We start from the raw sequence: 24268 nt of genomic DNA, 5'->3' as shown, positions 1-24268 counted from the left end.
TAAATAGATATAAAAAAAAACCATTCGCAAGCGAATGGTTTTTTTTATATCTACAGTTTATTTATTACATTTTAGCTTTTAAAGATTTAGCTTCTGCAGTCATTTCAAGAGCGCTGTAAACCCCTAATAAAGTTTTAGCAACATCTTGGTTTTTAGGATCTAACTCGTTAGCTTTTTTAAGGTAAGGAATTACACCTTTGAAAACACTTTCTCTTTGAGCTTTTAAAACATCGTAACGCTTCATATCTTTAGCAGATGTACCCAATTTATTCATCTCATCGATAATTGGCTTCTCAGCTTCTAATTTTAATGCAGCCAGGTTTAAGTAAGCATTAGTATACTCAGGATTGATTTCGATTGCTTTTAAGTAATATTTCTCTGCATCTGCATTGTTTTTTGCACCAGCACTAATTACACCTAAATTGAATACTAAATCAGCATTTTTTGGATCTTTTTCTAAAGCCTCATTCACTAGTTTTTTATACATATCGAAATCCTTAGTCTCTAGGTATAAATTAGCCTCTGTTAAAAGTAATGAACTGTCTTCAGGATTAGCTTTTCTTGCTTCAGCGATTGCTTTTTTAGCATCTTCTGTACGTCCTTTTTGAACAAGGATTAAAGCTAAGTTTTTGTAAATTTCGCCTCTTTTAGAAGGAACTGCTTCTGTTCTTGGTTTTTCGTGAGTACCCAATTTTACAGCCATGTCTCTATCTTTAGCAGTTGCAAAGTTATCTTCATTACTGTTAACTTTATTTGTCGCTAAATACAAAGTTCCTTTTCCAGAAAAGTTTAACTGTTTTAACTCTTCATACATTGGCAGAGCAAGATCAAAATCTTGTGCATTTACAGCAGTAGATGCTGCGTAGTACAAGTTAATTGTATCTTTTTTATCCAATGCATAAGCATCATATAATTTTTTTGCTCCTTCTGCATTTTTATTTGCTTGAGTATCAGCAATTGCAGAGTTGATTAACTTCCCTTTAATCTGCCCGATTGAAGATGCAGCTTCTGTTGAATATTTCTGTTTTCCAGAAGTTTTCTCCACTTCAATTAACTTTTTGTAGCTTTCTGCAGAAAGAGAAAGGTTTTTGCTCGTTTCAATATTTTTATCAGCAAGATTCAAATAAGCGTTTCCTTTTACGTAATAGAATTGAGCCTGCTCTGTATCTTTAGCATTCGCAACCATATTTTCAGCGTCATTTAAAATTGAAATTGCTCCTTGAGCATCTCCGCTTTTTAAAGCTTTCTCAGCACTTTTTATTTGATCTTTTTGCGCAAAAGAAGCTACAGAGATCAATAACGCTGAAGTAAGTATTACATATTTACTTTTCATAGTGATATTTATTTGTATTTAATTTTCTTTTAATCTATTCTAATTATTCTTCAGACTCTTCTTCGTCGGCATCTTCGCCTTCGTCATCAATTACTTCATCATCAGAATCGTCATCATCTTCTACTGGCCCTTCATCTTCAAGAACTTCTAAATCAGGTTTAACTCTTTCAATTCCAGATTCGATAACATTACCGTCTTCATCAACGACAACTTCTTCTACGTCATCTTTCATTACTTTTGTTACAGCAGCAATAGAATCTTTTCCTTTCAGGTTAATCAATCTAACTCCTTGAGTTGCACGACCCATTAAACGTAAATCCTCAATTGCCATTCTGATTGTTAATCCAGATTTATTAATAATCATTAAATCATCTGCATCAGTTACAGCGCTAATTGAGATTAGTTTTCCTGTTTTCTCTGTGATATTAAGAGTTTTAACCCCTTTACCTCCTCGGTTTGTAATTCTGTAAACATCTTCACCATCTTCGTCAACTAATTTAGTACGTTTACCGTATCCATTTTCAGTTACAACCAGAATTTGCGAATCGTTAACATCGTTTTTACCAACGGTAACCATACCAATTACTTCATCCGTTTCATCTTTTAAAGTAATTCCGCGAACTCCAGAAGCTGTTCTTCCCATCGGACGCGTTTTCGTTTCTTCAAAACGAACCAATTTACCAGATTTAACTGCCAAGATAATTTGGCTTTCTCCATCCGTTAATTGTGCTCCAAGTAATTCATCACCTTCTTTAATAGTAATAGCAGCAACACCATTTACACGAGGTTTAGAATATTTCTCTAAAGAAGTTTTCTTCACCTGACCTTGTTTGGTAACCATTACAAGGTTATGCGTATTGATATAATCTTTATCTTTTAAGTCCTGCGTACAAATGAAAGCTTTTACTTTATCATCACTTTCAATATTCACAAGGTTCTGAATTGCGCGGCCTTTTGCTGTTTTACTTCCTTCCGGAATTTCATAAACACGCATCCAGAAACATTTTCCTTTTTGTGTAAAGAACATCATATATTGGTGGTTTGTCGCCACGAACATGTGCTCTAAGAAATCCTGATCTCTTGTTCCAGCACTTTTCTGACCAACTCCTCCTCTATTCTGAGTTTTGTATTCTGTTAAATTTGTACGTTTAATATAACCTGCATGCGAAATTGTAATTACTACATTTTCATCAGCAATTAAATCTTCGATACTTACATCTCCACCAGAATATTCAATTTGAGAACGTCTTTCGTCACCGTATTTGTCACGAATTTCGATAAGCTCTTCTTTAATTAAATCTGTTCTTAAATTAACATCTGCTAATAAAGCTTTCAAATGCTCAATTAACTTCATTAATTCCTCAAACTCAGCTCTTAATTTATCCTGCTCCAGTCCTGTTAACTGACGTAGACGCATCTCAACAATCGCACGAGCTTGAATTTCAGACAATTTAAATCTTTCGATTAATTTTTCTCTTGCCTCATCTGTATTTTTAGAGCCTCTTATTAACGCAATAACTTCGTCGATATTATCAGAAGCAATGATTAATCCTTCTAAAATATGTGCTCTTTCTTCTGCTTTACGCAATTCAAATTGAGTTCTTCTTACCACTACATCGTGACGGTGCTCAATAAAATAGTGAATCATATCTTTTAGATTCAACAATTGAGGACGTCCTTTTACTAATGCAATGTTATTTACACTAAATGAAGATTGTAATTGAGTGTACTTATATAAGGTATTTAAAACTACGTTTGGTGTAGCATCACGTTTTAAGATATAAACGATACGCATACCATTTCTATCTGACTCATCACGGATGTTGGCAATACCTTCGATTTTTTTGTCGTTAACTAAATCAGCCGTACGTTTGATCATTTCGGCTTTGTTAACTTGGTATGGAATTTCAGTAACAATAATACATTCTCTTCCGTCAACTTCTTCAAAACCAACTTTTGCACGCATTACAATACGTCCTCTACCCGTTTTAAAAGCTTCACGAACACCTTCGTATCCATATATTATACCTCCAGTTGGAAAATCTGGAGCTTTAATATGAGACATTAATTCATCAACTTCAATATCATTATTATCAAGGTAAGCTAAAGTACCATTGATAACCTCAGTTAAATTGTGTGGCGGCATGTTGGTTGCCATACCAACTGCAATACCTGTTGCTCCATTTACTAATAAAGTAGGAACTCTAGTAGGCATTACTTTTGGCTCATATATAGTATCGTCAAAGTTTAATTGAAAATCAACTGTCTCTTTTTCGATATCTGCCATAATTTCTTCAGAAATTTTGCGCATTCTGGCCTCAGTATAACGCATTGCTGCCGGGCTGTCTCCATCGACAGAACCAAAGTTACCTTGACCATCAACTAATAAATATCGCATACTCCACTCCTGAGCCATACGTACCATTGCGTCATAAACAGAAGTATCTCCATGCGGGTGGTACTTACCCAGAACCTCCCCTACGATTCTTGCAGATTTTTTATGGGCAGATCTTGAAGTTACACCTAAATCATACATTCCATAAAGAACTCTTCGATGCACTGGTTTCAAGCCATCTCTAACATCAGGAAGTGCTCTCGATACGATTACTGACATCGAATAATCGATGTAAGCTGATTTCATTTCATCTTCTATGTTAATGGGAATTAACTTTTCTCCTTCAGACATAAGTTGTTATATTAAATAATTATATTAGTTTCAAAGCGTGCCAAGATACGTTTTTTTGAAATTTTTTCAGCTATTTCCTTACACTTATTTCAATGATTTATTAACAACTTTATTTTGCCTTTTAGTTAATAAATTAAGCGTTTTTTAACGCTTTTATTCTCTTTTTTTTCGTCTATTAGCTGTCAGGAGATCTTGAAGGGTACGGTTTTTGTTTTTAAAACTGTAATTCACTAAATTTACAATACCAATTATATATTATGGATGATAATTTTTCACCAAGAGTAAAAGATGTTATTACATACAGCAAAGAAGAGGCTTTACGTTTAGGCCACGACTTTATTGGTACAGAACATCTAATGCTGGGCATTTTAAGAGATGGTAACGGAAAAGCTATTCATATACTTAATAACCTAGCAGTCGATTTAGATCATTTACGCAGAAAGGTAGAAATACTTAGCCCTGCTAACCTGAGCGTTGAAGTAAATGCAGAAAAGAAAAACCTTCATCTTACCCGACAGGCCGAAAGAGCCCTGAAGACCACTTTTCTAGAAGCAAAAGTATTTCAAAGTTCATCAATTAGCACGGCCCACCTGCTGTTATGTATCTTGAGAAACGAAAACGATCCAACAACCAAGCTGCTCAATAAACTTAAAATAGATTATGATGTAGCTAAAGAACAGTATTTAAATATGACTCCAAACGAAGAAGAATTCTTAGAAAACTTGCCAAGAAACGAATCGTATAATGACGATTCAGGACAAGATGACAGTCTTAAAGAAAGCAGTTTTAATAATCCCGCCAATAAGTCAAACAAAAAATCTAAGACTCCGGTTTTAGATAATTTTGGGAGAGATTTAACAGAAATGGCTGAAGAAGGGAAATTAGACCCAGTTGTAGGACGCGAAAAAGAAATTGAGCGTGTTTCGCAAATTCTAAGCCGTAGAAAGAAAAATAATCCGCTTCTTATTGGAGAACCTGGGGTTGGTAAATCTGCTATTGCAGAAGGACTTGCTTTACGTATTATTCAAAAGAAAGTATCACGTATTCTTTTCCACAAACGTGTTGTAACTCTAGATTTGGCAAGTTTAGTTGCTGGAACAAAATATAGAGGACAATTTGAAGAAAGAATGAAAGCCGTAATGAACGAGCTTGAGAAAAACGACGATATTATTCTTTTTATTGATGAAATCCATACTATTGTAGGTGCTGGAGGAGCAACAGGTTCGCTTGATGCTTCAAACATGTTCAAACCTGCTTTAGCAAGAGGAGAAATTCAATGTATTGGTGCTACTACTCTTGACGAGTACAGACAATATATTGAGAAAGATGGTGCTTTAGAAAGACGTTTCCAAAAAGTAATCGTTGAACCGACTTCTGTTGAAGAAACAATTGCTATTTTGAACAACGTAAAAGATAAATACGAAGATCACCACAATGTTACCTATACTCAGGAAGCTATTGAAGCTTGTGTGAAGTTAACGAACAGATATATGTCTGAGCGTTTCTTACCAGACAAAGCAATCGATGCGATGGATGAGGCTGGATCACGTGTGCACATTACAAATATTGATGTTCCGAAACAAATTTTGGATTTAGAGCGTCAGTTAGAAGAAGTTCGCGAGCTTAAAAATATGGTTGTTAAAAAACAAAAATATGAAGAAGCTGCTAAACTTCGCGATGATGAAAAACGTATAGAAAAAGACCTTGCTGTTGCGCAAGAACAATGGGAAGAAGATTCTAAAAACAACAGAATCGAAGTTACAGAAGATAATGTAGCCGATGTTGTTTCGATGATGACTGGAATTCCTGTAAACAGAATTGCACAGACAGAAAGCAACAAATTAGCTCAATTACCTGAATTAATTCAGAACAAAGTAATTGGTCAAAATGAAGCTGTTTTAAAAATCGCTCGTTCTATTCAACGTAACAGAGCTGGACTTAAAGATCCTAACAAACCAATTGGCTCATTCATTTTCTTAGGTCAGACTGGGGTTGGTAAAACACAGTTGGCTAAAGTATTAGCTAAAGAATTATTTGATTCTGAAGATGCTTTAGTTCGTATTGACATGAGTGAATACATGGAGAAATTTGCGATCTCTCGTTTGGTTGGAGCGCCTCCAGGATACGTTGGTTACGAAGAAGGTGGTCAATTGACAGAAAAAGTTCGAAGAAAACCATATTGCGTTGTACTTTTAGATGAGATCGAAAAAGCGCATCCAGATGTGTTTAATATGATGCTTCAAGTTTTAGATGACGGATATTTAACAGATAGTTTAGGTCGTAAAATTGACTTTAAAAACACGATTATTATCATGACATCTAACGTTGGTGCACGTCAATTGAAAGATTTTGGACAAGGTGTAGGATTCGGAACTGCTGCGAAAGTGGCGCAGGCTGATGAAAATTCTAAAAGTATTATCGAAAATGCTTTGAAGAAAACTTTTGCACCAGAATTCTTAAACAGAATTGATGATGTAATTGTATTCAACAGTTTAGAAAAATCTGATATTGATTTGATTATCGAAATCGAATTGAAAAAACTATATTCTCGTATTGCTGAACTTGGTTACAAACTAAGCTTAACAGATAAAGCCAAAGCATTTATTGCTGAAAAAGGTTTTGACAAGCAGTTTGGAGCTAGACCGCTAAAAAGAGCAATTCAGAAATATGTTGAAGATTTGTTAGCCGAAGAAATCATCACTTCGAAAATACATTCAGGTGACGAAATCATGATGGATTTAAAAGATGATTCGCAAGAACTTTCAGTAGAAATCCATAAAGCCGAAGAGCCGACTAATCAATAAATTAGTTTAAATTTATAACAAAAATAATCTACCCGTTACGTTTTCATAACATAACGGGTATTTTTTTTGGATAATTTAGTATCTTTAGTAAAAGCAAATAGCTATTTTTGAATTTAAATTCTATAACAAAAAAACAAAATATGCTTCAAAACAAAGTCATTTTAGGCAGCGAAGAATGGTGCTCATTTCCAGAACTTGGAATCCCGACAATCAAGGCTCGCGTTGATTCTGGTGCTAAAACTTCGGCAATGCACGCTCTAAACATAGCTCCTTTCATAAAAAATGATGCCAATTGGGTAAAATTTGATATTAATCCAATTCAGAATAATATTAAAACGATTATCCATTGCGAAGCACCTTTAGTAGATAAACGAATTGTTAAAAGTTCCAGCGGTTTTAGAGAACATCGTTACGTAATTCAAACCAGCTTAAAAATTGGTGATGCCAAATGGCCAATCGAAATGACTTTGACCAATCGAGATTCTATGGGTTTTAGAATGCTTTTGGGACGCGAAGCCATGAGCGGAAGGGTCTTGGTTGATCCAGAACAAAAATATCTTCTAGGACAGCCTACAGCAGAATCTTTAAAAGAATTATATCAAAATTCTGAAAAAGCTAGTTCTGGTTTACGTATTGGACTTCTAGCCAGTAATCCTGAATTATACAGCAACAAAAGAATCATGGAAGCGGGTGAAATGCGCGGGCATGAAATGCATTTCTTGAACATCAAAGAATGCTATATGAAACTCGATGCCAAAACTCCAGAGATTCATTATAGAGGCGGAAAAATCTTAAATCAGTTTGATGCTATTATTCCGCGTATTCGACCAAGCATTACTTTTTACGGCTGTGCTTTAACACGTCAGTTTGAGGCTTTAAAAGTTTTCGTTTTAAACTCGGCGACAGCTATAACGCAGTCACGTGATAAATTATATTCACTGCAATTGCTTTTAAACAGCGGTATCGATATTCCAACAACTGGTTTTGCAAATTCACCTTTAGATACAGACAATTTAATTAAAATGGTTGGAGGTTCGCCTTTAATTGTAAAATTACTGGAAGGAACACAAGGAAAAGGAGTTGTTTTGGCCGAAACTAAAAAAGCTGCAGAAAGTGTTATTAACGCTTTTAAAAGTTTAAATGCTAATATCTTAGTTCAGGAATTTATTAAAGAAGCAAACGGAAAAGATATTCGTTGTTTTGTAATCGACGGAAAGGTGGTTGCCGCTATCCAGCGTGAAGCTATGCCGGGGGAATTTAGAGCTAATATTCATCTTGGCGGAACAGCATCTGTAATTAAAGTTACAGCCGAAGAAAAAAAGATCGCTATTAAGGCTGCAAAAGCAATGGACTTAAAAGTAGCCGGCGTAGATATTATTCGCTCTTCTAAAGGACCATTATTGCTTGAGGTAAACTCTTCGCCAGGCCTTGAAGGAATTGAAGGCGCAACCAACAAAGATGTTGCAGGTGAAATGATTAAAGCCATTGAGAAGAATTTCAAATTATAGTTAAATCATTAACGCAAATATTTTAGCAGCTTTGTCAAAGTTTAGAACTATGGCAAAGCTTTTTTATTTAACTTTAAAATAAAAAAAATGCATTTTCCTTATTTAGATATAATTATAAGAAGCGTTGCGGTTTATTTTTTCATGACAATTGCCTTGCGGATTTTCGGAAAAAAAGAACTTTCTCAACTAAATACTGCAGACATAATCCTGATTTTACTGATTAGTAATTCGGTTCAAAATGCTATGGTTGGTCCAGACACAAGCCTTATTGGCGGTTTGGTTGCAGCTCTGGTTTTGTTTGTAGTTAATTTTGTCATTAAGAAACTAACTCGAAGATATAAAGGCTTGAATGATTTACTGATGGACAAACCAGAAGTACTAATTCACGATGGCATATTAGATTTCAAAAACCTGAGTAGATTAGATATTTCGCACGAAGAATTAAAAGAAGCCGCCCGCGAACACGGTTTAGAACATCTAACAGATATAAAACTTGCCATGCTTGAAATTGACGGCACTATAAGTATAATTTCTGGAAATAAAAAACAGCTCAACCAAACGCATTATAAAAGGAAACACAATCATAAGAATTTGAGGAAATAGGAAAAGGACAGCAACAACTGCCATCCTTTCCCAAAATCAACTTATTGTATTTAATTTCCCTATTAATTCATAGCCCTGTTGTAGGCAGGAACAACTCCATCATTATAATTATTAATCAGCTGTTCTATGTCTTTTACTTCAAGTCCCTTGCCGTTAAGTTTCGCTTTTATTCTTAACACAATACTATTATTGGCCATATCATAAAAACTTTTATAATTAGATGGTGTTTCGTGTTCATTTGCATATAGTAAGTGTTCCGTAACACTAGCATCTAATTCTGCTAGTGCATTTTTAATAGAATCTGCTTTTAAATTATTAGCATTGGAACATATAGTGACAAAATCAGTAATAGCATCCATATCATTGCGCAGATATATATAAGCTGTTTTATACGGAGATTTCGCAACAGAATAGGGGAACAATTCTTTTTGTAATTCCTTATTGCGTAAGCTTAATTTTTCGCTGGTTTCATAATAAGTAGCTAGTAAATCTCTTAATTCTTCGCATTTCTTCTTTCCATAATCAGTATTAGGAATGTTTGGCTTACTAAACGATGCCATATCATTCCATACTAGAGCCATTTTTTGAAAAGTCCCTACTAACAAAGAATAATTTTCATTATAGAAAGTACTATCTGTCTCTTCCATAAAATTAGGAGCGGAACTTTTTGTGCAGCGGGCATTATTCTTGGTTAAATCATACGCAATGTAAGGACTGTAAATTACCCTGTTTTTAGAATTTGCTTTATTATCTAAAAAATAATCAGACCATCTTCTGTAGTATTCATCACGATCATTAATTTCTTTATGCTGATTATTTAAACAGCTTACAATTTCGTTCGTGTATTTTATTACAGCTCCATAATTATTTTCGTTAATTCCTTTTGCTGCGCTAACTTTTTCAACATTTGTTTTCGAAGCAGCTGGTTTTGAAGCAACTTTCTTTTTTTGGGCATTTACACTGATTACCAGACTTAAAAAAATAGTAGTGATTACAATTTTCTTCATAATTTATTTATTATTTGTTCAAAAATATTTCTGATTCTTTATGAAACATTTTTTCAAAATTATTTTAATCAACACTATTATTTAACTAGCAAAAGTTTTTAAAATAACACTTTAAGACATTTGTTATACAGTTTTTGAACATAAAAAAAGATAACTTTAGGTTATCTTTTTTTGAAATTTATTTTTAATTGAGAATACTTCTTTATGTTGTTTAGCAGGAAACATTCTTTTGTTACACTTCCCATCTCAGCAAAAACTTTTTTAATTAATTTTTACTTTTACCGTACAAATAAGCTCATTGTACGAATCCTTCCAATTGGTATGTTTGATTGGAAAACTTACTTCCCCGCCTTCGTTATCTGTTAAAATCCATTTGTCATTTTTTTTTACTTTGATAAAATCAGAAGCAAATTGTTGTTGTTTTTCTTTAGGCTTGTTTGAATTCATAAAATTACACCAGTTACTTGGAAAATCTTTTCGTACCACTTTTCTTTTTTTAGAAATTACTTTGCCTTTTTTATCAAAAACTATTATTTTATTTTTTAATGTTGCTGTAATTGTTGAATCGGAGTAATCGAAATCTTCATCATACAGTGCCGGAATAACTATTTGATCTGTTCCTTTGCTAACACCCCATTTATCATTTATTTTAACAGCGAAGAACTCACTACCATAAAGATGATTAATATCCTGATATTTAGGTGTTAAAATCTCTTCCCCCGTTGCAACCACAACACCCCATTTATCATTTATTTTTACTAATAAATCATTATAACCATCAGCTGCTATTTGCTGATATTTAGGTGGCAAAATTTCTTTACCGTCGCTAGACTTTGCGCCCCATTTCCCATCTATTCTAACAAAAATAAAACCCAGATATACTTCTATCTCATCACATTCAACTGTTACAAGCTCATTACCCAGCATATCAAAAACTCCCCATTTATTATTTAATCTTACTTTAATAATATTAATAATTGAGCTTAATTGTTCAAAATAGATTTCATCATATTTCGGTGGCAGCACTTCTCTGAGGTTTTCATTAATACACCCCCATCTATTATTGCTGGCTACCTTCATCATTTTATACAACTTCGAATTATCTCCTAAATCTTCATACGTGTCATATTGTACTGGAAATACTTCTTTTCCTTGATTATTAAAAAAGCTCCATTTATGATTCAGCAAGGCGGGAGTAAGTGAAATTTTCCCAATATTAACAGGATTACCAATTTGCTCATATTTTTTTTCTGTTGTTTCCTCTCCTTGCTGATTAAGAAAACCAAATTTATTATTAACTTTTACTGCTAGTGATCCCAAAGAGTAAATGATTCTATCATATATAAGTGGAGTAATTTCTTTACCATCTCTATTAACTATTCCGTATTTTTCATTAATTCTAACTTCTATTAATTCATTACTATAATAAGTAATTTCATCATATTTAATTGGAGTAATTTCTTTGCCTTCTCTATTAATGATTCCGTATTTTTTATTAAGCATAACCTTAGCCATTCTACGATCAAAATTAGATACACTATCATATTTAATTGGCGTAATTTCTTTGCCTTCTCTATTGATAAATCCGTATTTGCCATCAAGTTTAACAACTCCGCCTCCCTTCTCAAAACTATAAACTTTATCATATTTAAATGGGGTTATCTCTTTTCCGGTTTTTATATCAATAAACCCGTATTTGTATTGCTCAATTGCGTCTTTCTCTTGTGCATAAAAAGTTGCAGTGCTTACCAAGAGAAGAATTGTTATTATTTTTTTCATCATTACATTATTTAATCAACATTTTTACCACAACTAAACGTTAATGCTGTTTTTTTGTTTTCATATGTATAATTGCTTCTGATACACCAAAGTCATTTTGATTTTTTTGATTTTATCATGGCTAAAAGTTCATTTTTGTTCTGCCATAATTATAAAACTCATCAATAAAGCGGTCGTATTTTTTTAAATTTTACTTCTTCTCCTTTTTTATCTAAAAAATGTATTTAGGACGTGTATAATGTTGTTGTGTTTCACTATAACTATCATTATATTCTATTATACAATCTTCGGATCCATTAAATTTATTAGATTAACTACTCACCATTTTCAGAGGTGCTTTATAATCAAAAGATTCTGTAAAACTATTCTTCGATTAGTTTTACACAGGCAACACCATTAATAAAAGAACGAGTTTCATCATATATGATTGGGATTTTTACTTTACCTTTTTTATCTATAAAGCCCCACTTATTGTTAAGTTTAACTGCAGCTAAGCCATTTGAAAAAGAAGTACAGTCATCATATTGTATTGAAGTTATTTCTTTGCCAGTTTTATCAACAAAACCCCATTTGTCATTTATTTCTACCACAGCGAAACCTTCTAAAAAATCTGTGGAAGAGTCATACTTTATAGCAATCGCTTCTTTGCCTTTTTTATTTATAAAACCCCATTTATTATTGCTTTTTACAAGAGCTAAACCGTCTACAAAAGGTTGTGCCTCTTGATATTTCAAAGCGATTACGTGTTTTCCATTTTTTTCTATAAATCCATATTTTTCATTTTTACATACTAATGCTAATCCTTCTGCAAAATTGGCATTGCTATTTGCGTCTGCGTAGCACTCGTAATAATAAATGAGCGGCACTATTTCTTTACCGGTTTTATCGATATAACCACAAGTTGGTTTTTCTGTATAAATAGCATTCTGATAATTAATATCATCAATACTACAATTTGTAATTACTTCAGCTATTCCATTTACAAACTGAGTAACTCTCGAATATTTTTTAGAAAGTTTAATTTCATTACCCTTTTTATCAATAATAAACCAATTTTTATCTTTTAGCGCAACTGTTACATCCCCTTTAAAAGCTTCGGCAAAATCATATTTACATTTTACGACTTCTTTTCCTGTACTATCAATAAACCCATATTTAAGATTTAATTTTACACCTATCATACCACTTGAAAAACTAATAAAATCAGCATCGTAAGCAATATCAAGAATGTCTATTTTATCATATTTTCGTTCAGAAACTATATTTCCCCTATCATCTAAAAAATCTGCCTGTTCGTTTCGTTCTACTCTAAGCAGGCTAGATGGATAAACAGAAACGAGATCACAGCTGTCAAACCCTGCTTTAGCAAGAGCAATATTGTATTTGTCAGATAAACCAATAATTTTGCATGTGCCTTTTGACACAGCTTTAAAAATGTTTTCGCCTATAGATTCGACATCATCATAGATCAACTCGGTTATTTCTCGGCCTTTATTGTTAATGATCCCCCATTTTTCCTTAAATTTTACCGCATAAAATTTATCATTCAAATGATAAATGTTATCATATTTGCACTCGGTTACATTTTTTCCGAGGATATCAACAAGTCCCCAACCTTTATAACTTTGCATCTTAAAATTAGCAGCAGAAACAGTTAGCTCTTTATTTTTGTCATCATTTTCATTTCTATAAAACTTGCAAATCTTTATAACTGTAATACTCATAATTACAACCAACACGGATATAGCTATTACTTTTTTCATTGCTAAATTTTGTTTACTTGTTTTTCAATTGCAAATCCTTCATGATAATGTAGTACTGTAATTAAATCGTGGTTTTACTCATTCTGATTTATTTAAAGTAAGGTTTAATTTTTTTATTTATAACACAAAAAGTAATCTTAATCTTACTTTTTAATATAAACGAAAAAAGGATAGCTTTCTTATAAAAGCTACCCTTTTCTTATTTAATAAATTTAATTGGCTTTATTTACTGCAAGTTTCTTACATAGCAGCTAAGCTTTAACGGCTTTTACTAACAATGGCGGATTAGCCATTCTTTTGATCATCCAGAACAAACAAATTATAGTTAGCACCGCAGTAATAATTAAAAAAGGAAGATATCCCACTGATTTTGATATTTTAACAAATAAATAAGCAAACCATTTTACTCTTTGCGTACGACTTGGTTCCCAGTCCTGAAAACTATAAGAAAGCCAGGTAATTATAGCTCCTAAACCTCCCACAAAGGCTGTAACAATTCCAGGTGAAATTGCAGCTTTTAGTGCCGTTAACTGTTTTTCTTCCCTCCTAAAACCTATTTGCTTAAAGCACTCTCCAAATGATTTTTCGGCATTTTTTGTTGTTTCAACATCTTTAAAATCAATTGTTTCATAAGATGTAATTCCGCCATTTGCAACGCCAAACATAATGGCAGCATCATTTTCTGGTTCAAATTCATATTCAACGACATTACGTACTTTAATGATAGAATCAAAACTTGACTCATCGAACATTCTTTGATCAATGTTTTTAATTGCAAAATCAGCATCTGCCTGCGTCATTTTTGAAATTATATAATTTCCATACATTAATACTACCGTTTCTTCTTCTCCGTTAAAAATTAGCGGGGTTTTAAAAATTGCGTCCATTATCGTTTATTTTTTCTATTTGAATAATTTTGCAAAAATGACTTAAACTTTGATGCATTTTTGCTCGTAGAAATTTTAAAAACAACAGGATAAGACATTATTTCATATATTCCTTGTAATATTTATCTATAAAAGAATTAGATTCTCCTTAATATATTTTCAAATAATCAACTAGTACTGCTTTAGTATAAAAAAAGAAAAGCCGATTTCAAATTGAAATCGGCTTTAAACTATTTAGATATCATGTAATTTTAAATCTCACATAATCGGTTTTATTAAATAAATACGCTTAGTACAAAATAAACCAAACCTGCTAATAAAGCTGAAATTGGAATAGTTAAGATCCAAGCCCAGATTAAGCTTACTGTAACTCCCCAGCGAACTGCAGATACACGTTTTGTTAATCCAACACCAATAATAGATCCTGTAATAGTATGAGTTGTACTTACTGGAATTTTTAAATGCTCTGTAAAATAAAGCGTTAAAGCACCAGCAGTTTCAGCAGCAACACCTTCAAATGAACTTACTTTTGTGATTTTAGAACCCATTGTTTTCACAATTTTCCATCCACCACTTAAAGTTCCAGCCGCAATTGCAGAATAACATGCCAGCGGAATCCAGCTAGGCATTTTAAAAGCACCATCTTCAGATGGAAGAACTACGTCTAACCAAGGATCCATATGAACACCAGGATTTGTGTTAATGTACACAACAACCGCAGCAGCAATAATTCCCATTACTTTTTGTGAATCGTTTCCTCCGTGACCTAAACTGAAAGCTGCAGAAGATAATAATTGCATTTTTTTCAAAGCAGCATCAGCCTGATGAAGATTTAAACTGCTAAATATTAAGCAAAATGCACTTACTGTCAGCACAATAAAGGCAACTAAAAGCCATTTTATATTATGTGGTTCAAGTGCAACACTCCAAAATTCAGAATTAGCAAAACGAGGTTTATGTCCATCTTTTATAATTTCTTCGTAAGGAATCATTTGAGTGTAAACAAACCAAATAGTTACAAGCATTAAAGCTACTGTAAATATTTTTGGCCCAATACTTTTACGAGATGCATTTAACAGCCAAATCGAAATTAAATAGGATGCCAAAGCTCCTAATAACGGCGCTAAAACAATAAAAGCAATAATGATCAGAACTCCAGAAGGCATACCGCCGTCTTTTCCAGCTTTATACCAACTTACTATATCATACCAGTGATGTGTTGTTCCGTCTGGTCCAACATAACCTGAAAAACCATGAACTGCAATAGCATGCGCTACCGCCGCTCCTGCAAAACCACCGATAAGAGTATGTGAAGAACTAGAAGGAATTCCCAGCCACCAAGTCAATAAATTCCAGCAGATTGCCGCAATTACACCGGCTAAAATTACTACTAGGTCAATTTGCATTGTATCCGCTGTTTTTGCAACAGTATCTGCAACACCAAATCCGAAAACCCAATAAGCTAGAAAGTTAAAAAATGCTGCCCAAAGAACGGCCTGAAAAGGCGTCAAGACCTTTGTAGCAACAACAGTCGCTATAGCATTTGCTGCATCATGAAAACCATTGATGTAATCAAAAATTAAAGCTAATACTATAATTAATATAAGTAGCGTCATAAAGTTATAACTTCAGAATGAAAAATTGAATTAAGAATGTTTTACAGAAATAGATTCTAGTATGTTTGCAACACTCTTACATTTGTCTGTTGCTGATTCTAAAACAGATAATACCTCTTTATACTTAATAATATTTTTAGCGTCTGTTTCGTTTTCAAAAATTTCAAAAACTGCTTTGTTATATACGTTATCAGATTTGTTTTCTAGCTTATTAATTCTAGCACAAGCATCTTTAATAACTTTGAAATTCTTCAAATTTCTTAGTTCTTTTACCGCACTGTCAATGTTTTGACAAGCTTCAAGATTGATTTCTGTCATCTTTCTGATAGATTTTGTAATCTTATCAACTTGATACAGTCTCATACGACTTGCCGCACCGTGAAGGTAATCTGCAACGTTGTCAATAGAAGTAATTAAGGTGTGAATATCTTCTCTATCAAATGGTGTAATAAAGTTTCTACTCAATTCCAAATTGGTTTGACGAGTAATGTCTTCACCTCTTTGCTCTAATTCGTCAATTTTTTGAAAAAGAACTTCTCTTTCTTTTAATGGTAAATTTACAGCTTCGTGTAAGTTAGAAGCTAATTCAATTAAATTGCTTGAAGCTTCTTCAAAAAGTGGAAAGAATTTTTTGTCTTTCGGCACTAAAAATTGGAAAATACTGTTTATTGACATTGTTTTATTTTTGATAGTGCAAAATTACTTCAATAATATTTTGCAATGTTAAGCCATTGTTAACAAATCGTTTTCTATTTGGAAACTCTCCAAGAATAAAGCTGTGTTTTCTATATCGTTATGTAAAATTCTGTCTTCTTTTACCAAAGGCACAACTTCTCTGTAACTATTTAAAAACATTTCGATAAAATCACTTGATTTTAAAGGCTCTCTATACGCAATGGCCTGCGAAGCATTCAATAATTCGATTGCCAAAATGCGCTCTAAATTGTCTAAAACTCGTAAAGCTTTTGTCGCTCCGTTGGCTCCCATGCTTACATGATCTTCCTGTCCGTTGCTCGAAACAATACTGTCAACGCTTGATGGAGTCGCCAATTGTTTGTTTTGACTGGCAATACTTGCAGCAGTATATTGCGGAATCATGAAACCTGAATTTAATCCTGGATTATCTACCAAAAATGCCGGCAGATTACGTTGTCCAGAAATTAATTGATACGTTCTTCTTTCAGAAATACTTCCTAATTCTGCTAAAGCAATTGCCATAAAATCTAAAGCTAGAGCTAAGGGCTGACCGTGGAAATTTCCTCCGGAAATAATCTGATCAGCTTCTATAAATATATTTGGATTGTCGGTAACGGAGTTAATTTCGGTCTTGAATACTTTTCTAACGTAATCAATCGCATCTTTTGAAGCGCCGTGAACCTGCGGCATACAACGGAAAGAATACGGATCCTGAACGTGTTTCTTTTCTTGGGCGATAATTTCACTTCCCTCTAAAAACTCATTAATACGCTGTGCCGTAATAATCTGTCCTTTGTGCGGACGTATATAATGTATCAATTCATTGAATGGCTCAATTCTTCCATCAAAACCTTCCAAAGATATAGTTCCGATTAAATCTGCCAAATACGAATATTTGTAGGCTTTAATTAAAATATGAGCCCCATAAGCACTCATAAACTGGGTTCCGTTTAACAAAGCCAAACCTTCTTTTGACTGCAAAACAATTGGTTCCCAATTAAAATGCTTCAAAACTTCTGCTGAAGCTGTCTTTTTCCCTTCAAAAAGTACAATCCCTTCTCCTATTAAAGGTAAAGATAAATGTGCTAAAGGTGCTAAATCTCCAGAAGCTCCTAGAGAACCCTGCGTATAAATTATAGGTAAAATATCATTGTTGTAGAAATCTACTAAACGCTCCAAAGTTTTCAATTGAACGCCAGAATGTCCATAACTTAAAGATTGAATTTTTAGTAAAAGCATCATCTTCACTATTTCAGACGGTACTTCTTCTCCCGTTCCGCAGGCGTGCGATTTTACTAAGTTTTCCTGAAGTTTAGATAAATTTTCATTAGAAATCTTTACATTACAAAGTGATCCAAAACCTGTATTGATTCCGTAAATTGGTTCAGAATGTAATGCCATTTTTTTATCGAGATAATCACGGCATTTTTGAACGTTTACTTTAGCTTCTTCAGATAATTCAAGAGTTTTATTATAAGATAAAATTTCTTGTAAGGTTTCTAAAGTTATAGTTTCAGTACTTATATAATGGATTTCTCTCATGACGTTTTTCAATTTAAGATGTCAAAATTCAACAAATCAATATTAAAAAGCAACATTTTATCACAATAATTAAAATTCACACAAATGAGATTATGTACCATTATCTTTTTATCAATTAAAAAAAACGGACTTTTACCTCTTTTTACTCATTTTTGCATTAAAAACCAGTTCATTAAATATGCCCTAATAACAAAAATGAAAGCCTGAAATATGTCAAAAGATCATTTTAGCATCTTTAATTTTAACAAATACTCAATATTAAATTAAGGAGATTTGAATTATTAAAATATTCGCAAAAAGCCTTTAAAAGTTTTTAATGCTTCTAAAAAACTGTACTTTTGAAAAATCAAAAATGAAAAGTAACAGCACAAAATATCAATCTACAATGACAGCTCCAACTAGAGCTGCAATTGCTGCTACGATTATTTCTACTACAACAACTACTACCCCTTAGGGGTATACATTTTTACATATAATCCTAGGTTACCTATACTTTTTTCTTGAAAGAAGAAAGACATTGGATACATAAAAAACATTTACAAAAAGAAAAAAGCCGCAGTTTTCAGTTTCAGTTCACAGTTAATAATCTTGAACATTTGTTACTCAAAATCTCTGCACCTTATTAAAAAATATCAAAATGAAAGTATTAAAATTTGGCGGAACTTCGGTTGCCAATGCTCAAAATATAAAACTCGTTCTCGAAATAATAAATCAAAAAGCTAAAAACGAAAGACTAGTCGTTGTAGTTTCTGCCCTTAGCAAAGTAACCGATTTACTGCAGTCAGCTGCCGCAAAAGCCGCTGCAAATGATGAAGATTTTAGAAATATTGTTGCAGAAATTGAGAAAAAACATCTTGACACACTTAAAGAACTTATTCCGGTAAGTGAACAAAGCAGTCTGCTAAGCCACGTAAAAAGAATTATCAATCACTTAGAAACACTTTTAGATGGTTGTTTTTTATTGGGCGAATTATCTCCAAGAACTGCTGACACTATTTTAAGTTTTGGTGAATTACTTTCGTCCTATATAATTGCTCAGGCTTATCAGCAAGTTGACAAAAATGCAGCTTACAAAGACAGCCGTGAGTTAATAAAAACAAATGCCGATTTCGGAAAAGCAGTTGTTAACTTCGAAGTTTCTAATAAACTGATTCAGGAATATTTTGCATCGAATGAATCAAATATCAATATTTTACCTGGTTTTATTGCACAGACTTTAGACGGAATTACTTCCACTTTAGGGCGTGGCGGATCTGATTATACTGCCGCAATTATCGCGGGAGCATTAGACGCGGACCAATTGGAAATCTGGACTGATGTAAACGGAATGTTTACTGCAAATCCAAAAATTGTAAAGCAGGCACAGCCAATTGCAAACATTTCTTATCAAGAAGCGATGGAATTATCGCATTTTGGTGCTAAAGTTTTGTATCCGCCAACAATTCAGCCGGTTTTAAGAAAAAACATTCCGATTCTGATCAAAAATACATTTGAACCAGAAGCAGAAGGAACTTTAATTTCAGATCGTGTTTTAACAAAAGACACCGTTGTAAAAGGAATCAGCCATATTGATCATATTTCACTTCTAACTCTCGAAGGTCCTGGAATGATTGGAGTTGCAGGTTCATCAAGACGTTTATTTGAAGTATTGTCTCAGGAAAAAATCAACGTCATTTTTATTACTCAGGCATCTTCTGAGCACTCTATTTGTATCGGAATTTTAAATTCGGATGCTGATAATGCCGAAGCTGCGATTAACAGAGCTTTTGAAATCGAAATTTCGCAGAACAAAATCGATCCTTGTTACGTAGAAAAAGACCTTTGCATTATTGCTTTGGTGGGCGAAAACATGAAAAACCACCAAGGTTTAAGCGGCAGAATGTTCAGTACTTTAGGAAAAAACAACGTAAACATTCGTGCCATTGCGCAAGGTGCTTCTGAAAGAAATATCTCAACTGTAATTAACGAAAGAGACGTTAAAAAAGCATTGAATACATTGCATGAAAACTTCTTTGAAGAAAACACCAAACAGCTGAACCTATTTGTAATGGGAGTTGGAAATGTGGGTGAAAAATTCATCGAACAAATTCACAGCCAGAAGAAATTCTTAAAAGATAATTTGAAGATTAATGTCCGCGTAATTGCATTATCAAATTCAAGAAAAATGCTTTTTGATGAAGACGGAATTTCATTAAAGGAATGGCAGTCGGCTTTAGATAACGGCGAAACTGCAAACGCAGCAGATTTTATCGCTCGTGCGAAAGAACTAAATTTACGTAACAGTATTTTTGTGGATATTACAGCAAACGCAAGCGTTTCTGAAACCTACGAGCAATTCCTAAAACAAAGTATGGCGGTTGTAACCTGCAACAAAATTGCGTGTTCATCTGCTTACGATAATTATAAAAAATTAAAAAGCTTATCTCGCCAGTATAACGCTCCGTTTTTGTTTGAAACGAATGTTGGTGCGGGATTGCCAATTATAGACACCGTAAAAAACTTAATTGCTTCTGGCGATAAAGTGCATAAAATTCAGGCCGTTTTATCGGGAAGTTTGAACTTTATTTTCAACAATTTCGATAAAAACAATTCTTTCCACGATGTGGTAAAAGAAGCTGGACTTCAAGGCTTCACTGAACCAGATCCAAAAATTGACTTAAGCGGAATCGACGTAGCGCGTAAAATCCTGATTTTGATTCGCGAAAGCGGTTACGAAATGGATATTGACGCCATCGCAAACGAATCATTTTTGCCAGCAGATTGTTTAGCAACAACAAACAACGAAGATTTCTTTGCATCGTTAATCAAACACGCTTCTCATTTTGAAGGTATTTACAACGAAGCTCTAGCCAAAGATTCAAGATTGAAATATGTCGCACAATTCGAAAACGGAAAAGCAAGTGTTGGTCTGCAGTTCATTCCAAAAGATCATCCTTTCTACAATCTGGAAGGAAAAGATAATATTGTACTTTTCTACACAGATCGTTACGTAGATCAGCCATTATTGATAAAAGGAGCCGGTGCCGGTGCTGCAGTTACCGCTTCAGGAATTTTTGCAGATGTCATTAGAATAGGTAATAATTAGAGGTATTAATGTTCTAAGATGCTAAGGTTCTGAGTTTTTTTGAAAACTTAATCTTAGTCTCTTAGAGCCTCAGAACCTTAGAAACTAAAAATAAAAAGTTGCATAAGAAACCTTAGAATCTTAGCATCTTAGAACCTCAGAACCTTAAAAATGGAAATTAAACTATTCTGTCCCGCTACAATTGCAAACCTCTCATGCGGATTTGACGTACTCGGACTTTGCTTAGACAATGCGGGCGATGAAATGATTGTTCGAAAAGTAGATCAAAAAGGAGTTCGAATCACAAAAATTGTGGGTGCCGATTTGCCTTTGGAAACCGAGAAAAACGTTTCTGGAGTTGCAGCCTTGGCCATGCTTGAAACTTTAGACGAACTAGATTTCGGATTTGAAATTGAAATTTACAAAAACATAAAAGCCGGAAGCGGCATCGGAAGCAGCGCTGCAAGTTCTGCTGGAGCGGTTTTCGGAATTAATGAATTATTAGGAAGACCTTATTCTCGTAAAGATTTGGTTCAGTTTGCCATGCAGGGTGAAAAATTAGCCAGCGGAAACGCGCATGCCGACAACGTTGCTCCTGCCCTTTTAGGCGGATTTACTTTGGTAAGAAGTTATGCGCCGCTTGATATTATCAGAATTGACAGTCCAGAGGAATTGTATGCAACGGTGGTTCACCCGCAGATTGAATTGAAGACTTCGGATGCACGTTCGGTTTTAAAACAAAATGTTTCCCTAAAAAGCGCCATTATGCAATGGGGAAATGTAGGCGGACTTATAGCAGGTTTATACACCAAAGATTACGAATTGATCGGAAGATCGCTTCATGACGAAATCGTAGAACCTTTAAGAAGTGTTTTAATTCCGGGTTTCGATTTAATCAAACAAACGGCTTATGAAAACGGCGCTTTAGGTTCTGGAATTTCAGGTTCTGGCCCATCAATTTTCGCATTAAGCAGAGGAAAAGAAACCGCAGACCAAATCGCAAAAGCCATGAGCGAAGTTTACGAAAAAATGAATTTACCCTATGAAATTCACGTTTCGAAGATTAATCCTGATGGTGTCCGCATTTTGTAAAATGTGTGATGTGAAATGTGAAATGTATTAAGTAAAAAGAATTAAGTATTAAGACAAAGTTTGTCAGGCTGAGCGTAGTCGAAGCCCATGCAAAGTAATGACATAAAGTAAAAACACAACGCTTGTCAGGCTGAGCGATCCCGAAGCTTCGGGAGAAGCCCTGCAAAGTAATGACATAAAGTATTAACACAAAGTAATACTTCCAGTTTGTCATTTCGACGGAGGAGAAATCTCCACGAGAAGCTCGACAAAGATTGGATTAGCATTGCGGAGTTACTTGCGGAGATTTCTCTCCCGAAGTCTCGGGATCGAAATGACAAAACTATGTGGATTTACTTTATGTCTATACTTTACGGAGCTTCGACTCCGCTCAGCCTGACAAAACGAAGACATAAATAAAATAAAAAACAAAAGCTATAAACAAGCATAGGAAAAAAGCTTAAAGCGTATTGCCTAAAGCCTAAAGCAATAAAAAAAATGAAATACTACAGTTTAAACCACAATGCCCCAAAAGTTTCTTTTCAAGAAGCTGTTATACAAGGATTAGCGAGCGATAAAGGATTATATTTCCCAGAAAGCATCACGGCTTTAGATCCTTCATTTTTTGATAAAATTGAAAGTTTAAGCCACGAAGAAATTGCCTTTGAAGCGATTAAACAATTCGTAGGCGATGAAATACCTGCTGAAAAACTAAAAGAAATTATTGCCGAAACTTTAGTTTTTGATTTTCCTGTTGTGAAAGTCGAAGACGGAATCTATTCGTTAGAATTATTTCACGGGCCAACAATGGCTTTTAAAGACGTTGGAGCCCGTTTTATGTCTCGTTGTTTGGGTTATTTCAATAAAGACAAAAAAGATGCTAAAAACACGGTTTTAGTAGCGACTTCTGGAGATACGGGCGGAGCCGTTGCAAGCGGATTTCTTGGCGTTGAGGGCGTTGATGTTGTCATTTTATATCCATCTGGAAAAGTGAGCGATATTCAGGAAAAACAATTGACGACTTTAGGGCAGAATATCAAAGCACTTGAAGTTGACGGTGTTTTTGACGATTGTCAGGATATGGTGAAAAAGGCATTTTTAGACGAAACTTTAGCGCATAAAAACCTGACTTCTGCAAACTCGATTAATATTGCGCGCTGGTTACCGCAGATGTTTTATTTCTTCTTTGCTTACAAAGCGTTGAAAAGCCAAAACAAACCTTTAGTTTTCTCTTGCCCAAGCGGCAACTTCGGGAATATCTGCGCCGGAATTATGGCAAAGAAATTAGGTTTGCCAATTGAACATTTCGTTGCTTCTACAAACGTAAACGACACGGTGCCAAGATTCTTAGAAAACGGAAAATACGATCCGAAACCTTCTAAAGCCACAATTTCTAACGCCATGGACGTTGGAAACCCAAGTAACTTTATTAGAATTCAGGAATTGTACAATAACGATTTAAAAGCTTTCGAAAAAGATTTCTCTTCTTACAGTTATACTGATGAAGAAACGCTTGAAGCGCTAAAGAAAATTTACAATACAGACGGTTACATTGCAGAACCACACGGCGCTGTTGGATATTTAGGTTTGAAAAAAGAACTTCAAAAATATCCTAACGCAATTGGTATTTTCTTAGAAACCGCTCACCCAATTAAATTTTTAGATGTTGTTGAACCGGCGCTAGGAATTACACTTCCGATTCCTGCTCAAATTGAGAGTGTTATTAATGAGGATAAAGTAAGTGTGAAGATTGGAACTTATGAGGAGTTGAAGGATTTCTTGGGGTAATTTTATCACTTTATAAAACATTAAAATCCAAATATTTAAATTTAAATATTTGGATTTTAATGTTTTATAAAAACTAGTTTTTTGGATATTATTTTAATAGGTTTGGTATTACTTTTTTTAA

15 protein-coding genes are annotated in these 24268 nt (G+C 33.9%); 6 read left to right on the top strand and 9 right to left on the bottom strand.

What is annotated here, in order from left to right; all coding sequences use genetic code 11:
* Positions 1-64: 64 nt before the first annotated feature.
* Positions 65-1333, bottom strand: a complete 1269-nt coding sequence (locus tag HYN86_RS12060) for a tetratricopeptide repeat protein (RefSeq protein ID WP_113678253.1) — start codon at positions 1331-1333, stop codon at positions 65-67.
* 43 nt (positions 1334-1376) lie between these two features.
* A complete protein-coding gene (gene gyrA, locus HYN86_RS12055) occupies positions 1377-4019 on the bottom strand; it encodes a DNA gyrase subunit A (protein ID WP_113678252.1) in 2643 nt (880 codons plus the stop codon).
* 257 nt (positions 4020-4276) lie between these two features.
* Here gyrA and HYN86_RS12050 point away from each other — a divergent pair, with 257 nt between their 5' ends.
* From HYN86_RS12050 to HYN86_RS12040, 3 genes are all read left to right on the top strand, one after another.
* Complete coding sequence (locus HYN86_RS12050; RefSeq protein ID WP_113678251.1) at positions 4277-6823, top strand: ATP-dependent Clp protease ATP-binding subunit; 2547 nt, start codon at positions 4277-4279, stop codon at positions 6821-6823.
* A gap of 140 nt (positions 6824-6963) precedes the next feature.
* Complete coding sequence (gene rimK / locus HYN86_RS12045) at positions 6964-8331, top strand: 30S ribosomal protein S6--L-glutamate ligase (RefSeq protein WP_057118577.1); 1368 nt, start codon at positions 6964-6966, stop codon at positions 8329-8331.
* 87 nt (positions 8332-8418) lie between these two features.
* Complete coding sequence (locus HYN86_RS12040; protein WP_113678250.1) at positions 8419-8934, top strand: DUF421 domain-containing protein; 516 nt, start codon at positions 8419-8421, stop codon at positions 8932-8934.
* A gap of 62 nt (positions 8935-8996) precedes the next feature.
* Here HYN86_RS12040 and HYN86_RS12035 read toward each other — a convergent pair whose 3' ends face one another.
* The 7 genes from HYN86_RS12035 to hutH form a co-directional block, all read right to left on the bottom strand.
* Positions 8997-9941 (bottom strand): hypothetical protein, encoded by a 945-nt coding sequence (locus HYN86_RS12035; protein WP_113678249.1) that lies wholly within the window; start codon positions 9939-9941, stop codon positions 8997-8999.
* A gap of 261 nt (positions 9942-10202) precedes the next feature.
* Complete coding sequence (locus HYN86_RS12030; RefSeq protein WP_162789363.1) at positions 10203-11720, bottom strand: WG repeat-containing protein; 1518 nt, start codon at positions 11718-11720, stop codon at positions 10203-10205.
* 362 nt (positions 11721-12082) lie between these two features.
* Complete coding sequence (locus tag HYN86_RS12025; protein ID WP_113678247.1) at positions 12083-13483, bottom strand: WG repeat-containing protein; 1401 nt, start codon at positions 13481-13483, stop codon at positions 12083-12085.
* Between the two features lie 251 nt (positions 13484-13734).
* Positions 13735-14370 (bottom strand): hypothetical protein, encoded by a 636-nt coding sequence (locus tag HYN86_RS12020; RefSeq protein ID WP_113678246.1) that lies wholly within the window; start codon positions 14368-14370, stop codon positions 13735-13737.
* A gap of 275 nt (positions 14371-14645) precedes the next feature.
* Positions 14646-15986, bottom strand: coding sequence for an inorganic phosphate transporter (locus HYN86_RS12015; protein WP_113678245.1), 1341 nt, complete (start codon positions 15984-15986; stop codon positions 14646-14648).
* Between the two features lie 30 nt (positions 15987-16016).
* Positions 16017-16661: a DUF47 domain-containing protein gene (locus HYN86_RS12010; protein WP_056250900.1), complete on the bottom strand. Its 645-nt coding sequence runs from the start codon at positions 16659-16661 to the stop codon at positions 16017-16019.
* 48 nt (positions 16662-16709) lie between these two features.
* Complete coding sequence (hutH, locus tag HYN86_RS12005; RefSeq protein WP_113678244.1) at positions 16710-18224, bottom strand: histidine ammonia-lyase; 1515 nt, start codon at positions 18222-18224, stop codon at positions 16710-16712.
* Between the two features lie 637 nt (positions 18225-18861).
* Here hutH and thrA point away from each other — a divergent pair.
* From thrA to thrC, 3 genes are all read left to right on the top strand, one after another.
* The gene (thrA, locus tag HYN86_RS12000) at positions 18862-21309 is read left to right on the top strand and encodes a bifunctional aspartate kinase/homoserine dehydrogenase I (protein WP_113678243.1); all 2448 of its coding nucleotides are present in this window, start codon (positions 18862-18864) and stop codon (positions 21307-21309) included.
* A 150-nt stretch (positions 21310-21459) separates the two neighbouring features.
* On the top strand, positions 21460-22380 hold the full coding sequence (locus HYN86_RS11995; protein ID WP_113678242.1) for a homoserine kinase: 921 nt from the start codon (positions 21460-21462) through the stop codon (positions 22378-22380).
* A 477-nt stretch (positions 22381-22857) separates the two neighbouring features.
* Positions 22858-24147, top strand: coding sequence for a threonine synthase (gene thrC, locus HYN86_RS11990; protein WP_113678241.1), 1290 nt, complete (start codon positions 22858-22860; stop codon positions 24145-24147).
* Positions 24148-24268: the final 121 nt, after the last annotated feature.

The organism is Flavobacterium fluviale, from assembly GCF_003312915.1.
Classification (GTDB): Bacteria; Bacteroidota; Bacteroidia; order Flavobacteriales; family Flavobacteriaceae; genus Flavobacterium; species Flavobacterium fluviale.
This window is presented reverse-complemented; position numbering and strand designations above follow the sequence as displayed.

Excerpts from the sequence above, each read along its gene's own strand:
- rimK (WP_057118577.1), top strand. The coding sequence starts at position 6,964 with ATGCTTCAAAACAAAGTCATTTTAGGCAGCGAAGAATGGTGCTCATTT.
- HYN86_RS11995 (WP_113678242.1), top strand. The coding sequence starts at position 21,460 with ATGGAAATTAAACTATTCTGTCCCGCTACAATTGCAAACCTCTCATGC.
- thrA (WP_113678243.1), top strand. The coding sequence starts at position 18,862 with ATGAAAGTATTAAAATTTGGCGGAACTTCGGTTGCCAATGCTCAAAAT.
- gyrA (WP_113678252.1), bottom strand. The coding sequence starts at position 4,019 with ATGTCTGAAGGAGAAAAGTTAATTCCCATTAACATAGAAGATGAAATG.
- HYN86_RS12025 (WP_113678247.1), bottom strand. The coding sequence starts at position 13,483 with ATGAAAAAAGTAATAGCTATATCCGTGTTGGTTGTAATTATGAGTATT.
- HYN86_RS12030 (WP_162789363.1), bottom strand. The coding sequence starts at position 11,720 with ATGAAAAAAATAATAACAATTCTTCTCTTGGTAAGCACTGCAACTTTT.
- hutH (WP_113678244.1), bottom strand. The coding sequence starts at position 18,224 with ATGAGAGAAATCCATTATATAAGTACTGAAACTATAACTTTAGAAACC.
- HYN86_RS12010 (WP_056250900.1), bottom strand. The coding sequence starts at position 16,661 with ATGTCAATAAACAGTATTTTCCAATTTTTAGTGCCGAAAGACAAAAAA.
- HYN86_RS12015 (WP_113678245.1), bottom strand. The coding sequence starts at position 15,986 with ATGACGCTACTTATATTAATTATAGTATTAGCTTTAATTTTTGATTAC.
- HYN86_RS12060 (WP_113678253.1), bottom strand. The coding sequence starts at position 1,333 with ATGAAAAGTAAATATGTAATACTTACTTCAGCGTTATTGATCTCTGTA.
- HYN86_RS12035 (WP_113678249.1), bottom strand. The coding sequence starts at position 9,941 with ATGAAGAAAATTGTAATCACTACTATTTTTTTAAGTCTGGTAATCAGT.
- HYN86_RS12040 (WP_113678250.1), top strand. The coding sequence starts at position 8,419 with ATGCATTTTCCTTATTTAGATATAATTATAAGAAGCGTTGCGGTTTAT.
- HYN86_RS12020 (WP_113678246.1), bottom strand. The coding sequence starts at position 14,370 with ATGGACGCAATTTTTAAAACCCCGCTAATTTTTAACGGAGAAGAAGAA.
- thrC (WP_113678241.1), top strand. The coding sequence starts at position 22,858 with ATGAAATACTACAGTTTAAACCACAATGCCCCAAAAGTTTCTTTTCAA.
- HYN86_RS12050 (WP_113678251.1), top strand. The coding sequence starts at position 4,277 with ATGGATGATAATTTTTCACCAAGAGTAAAAGATGTTATTACATACAGC.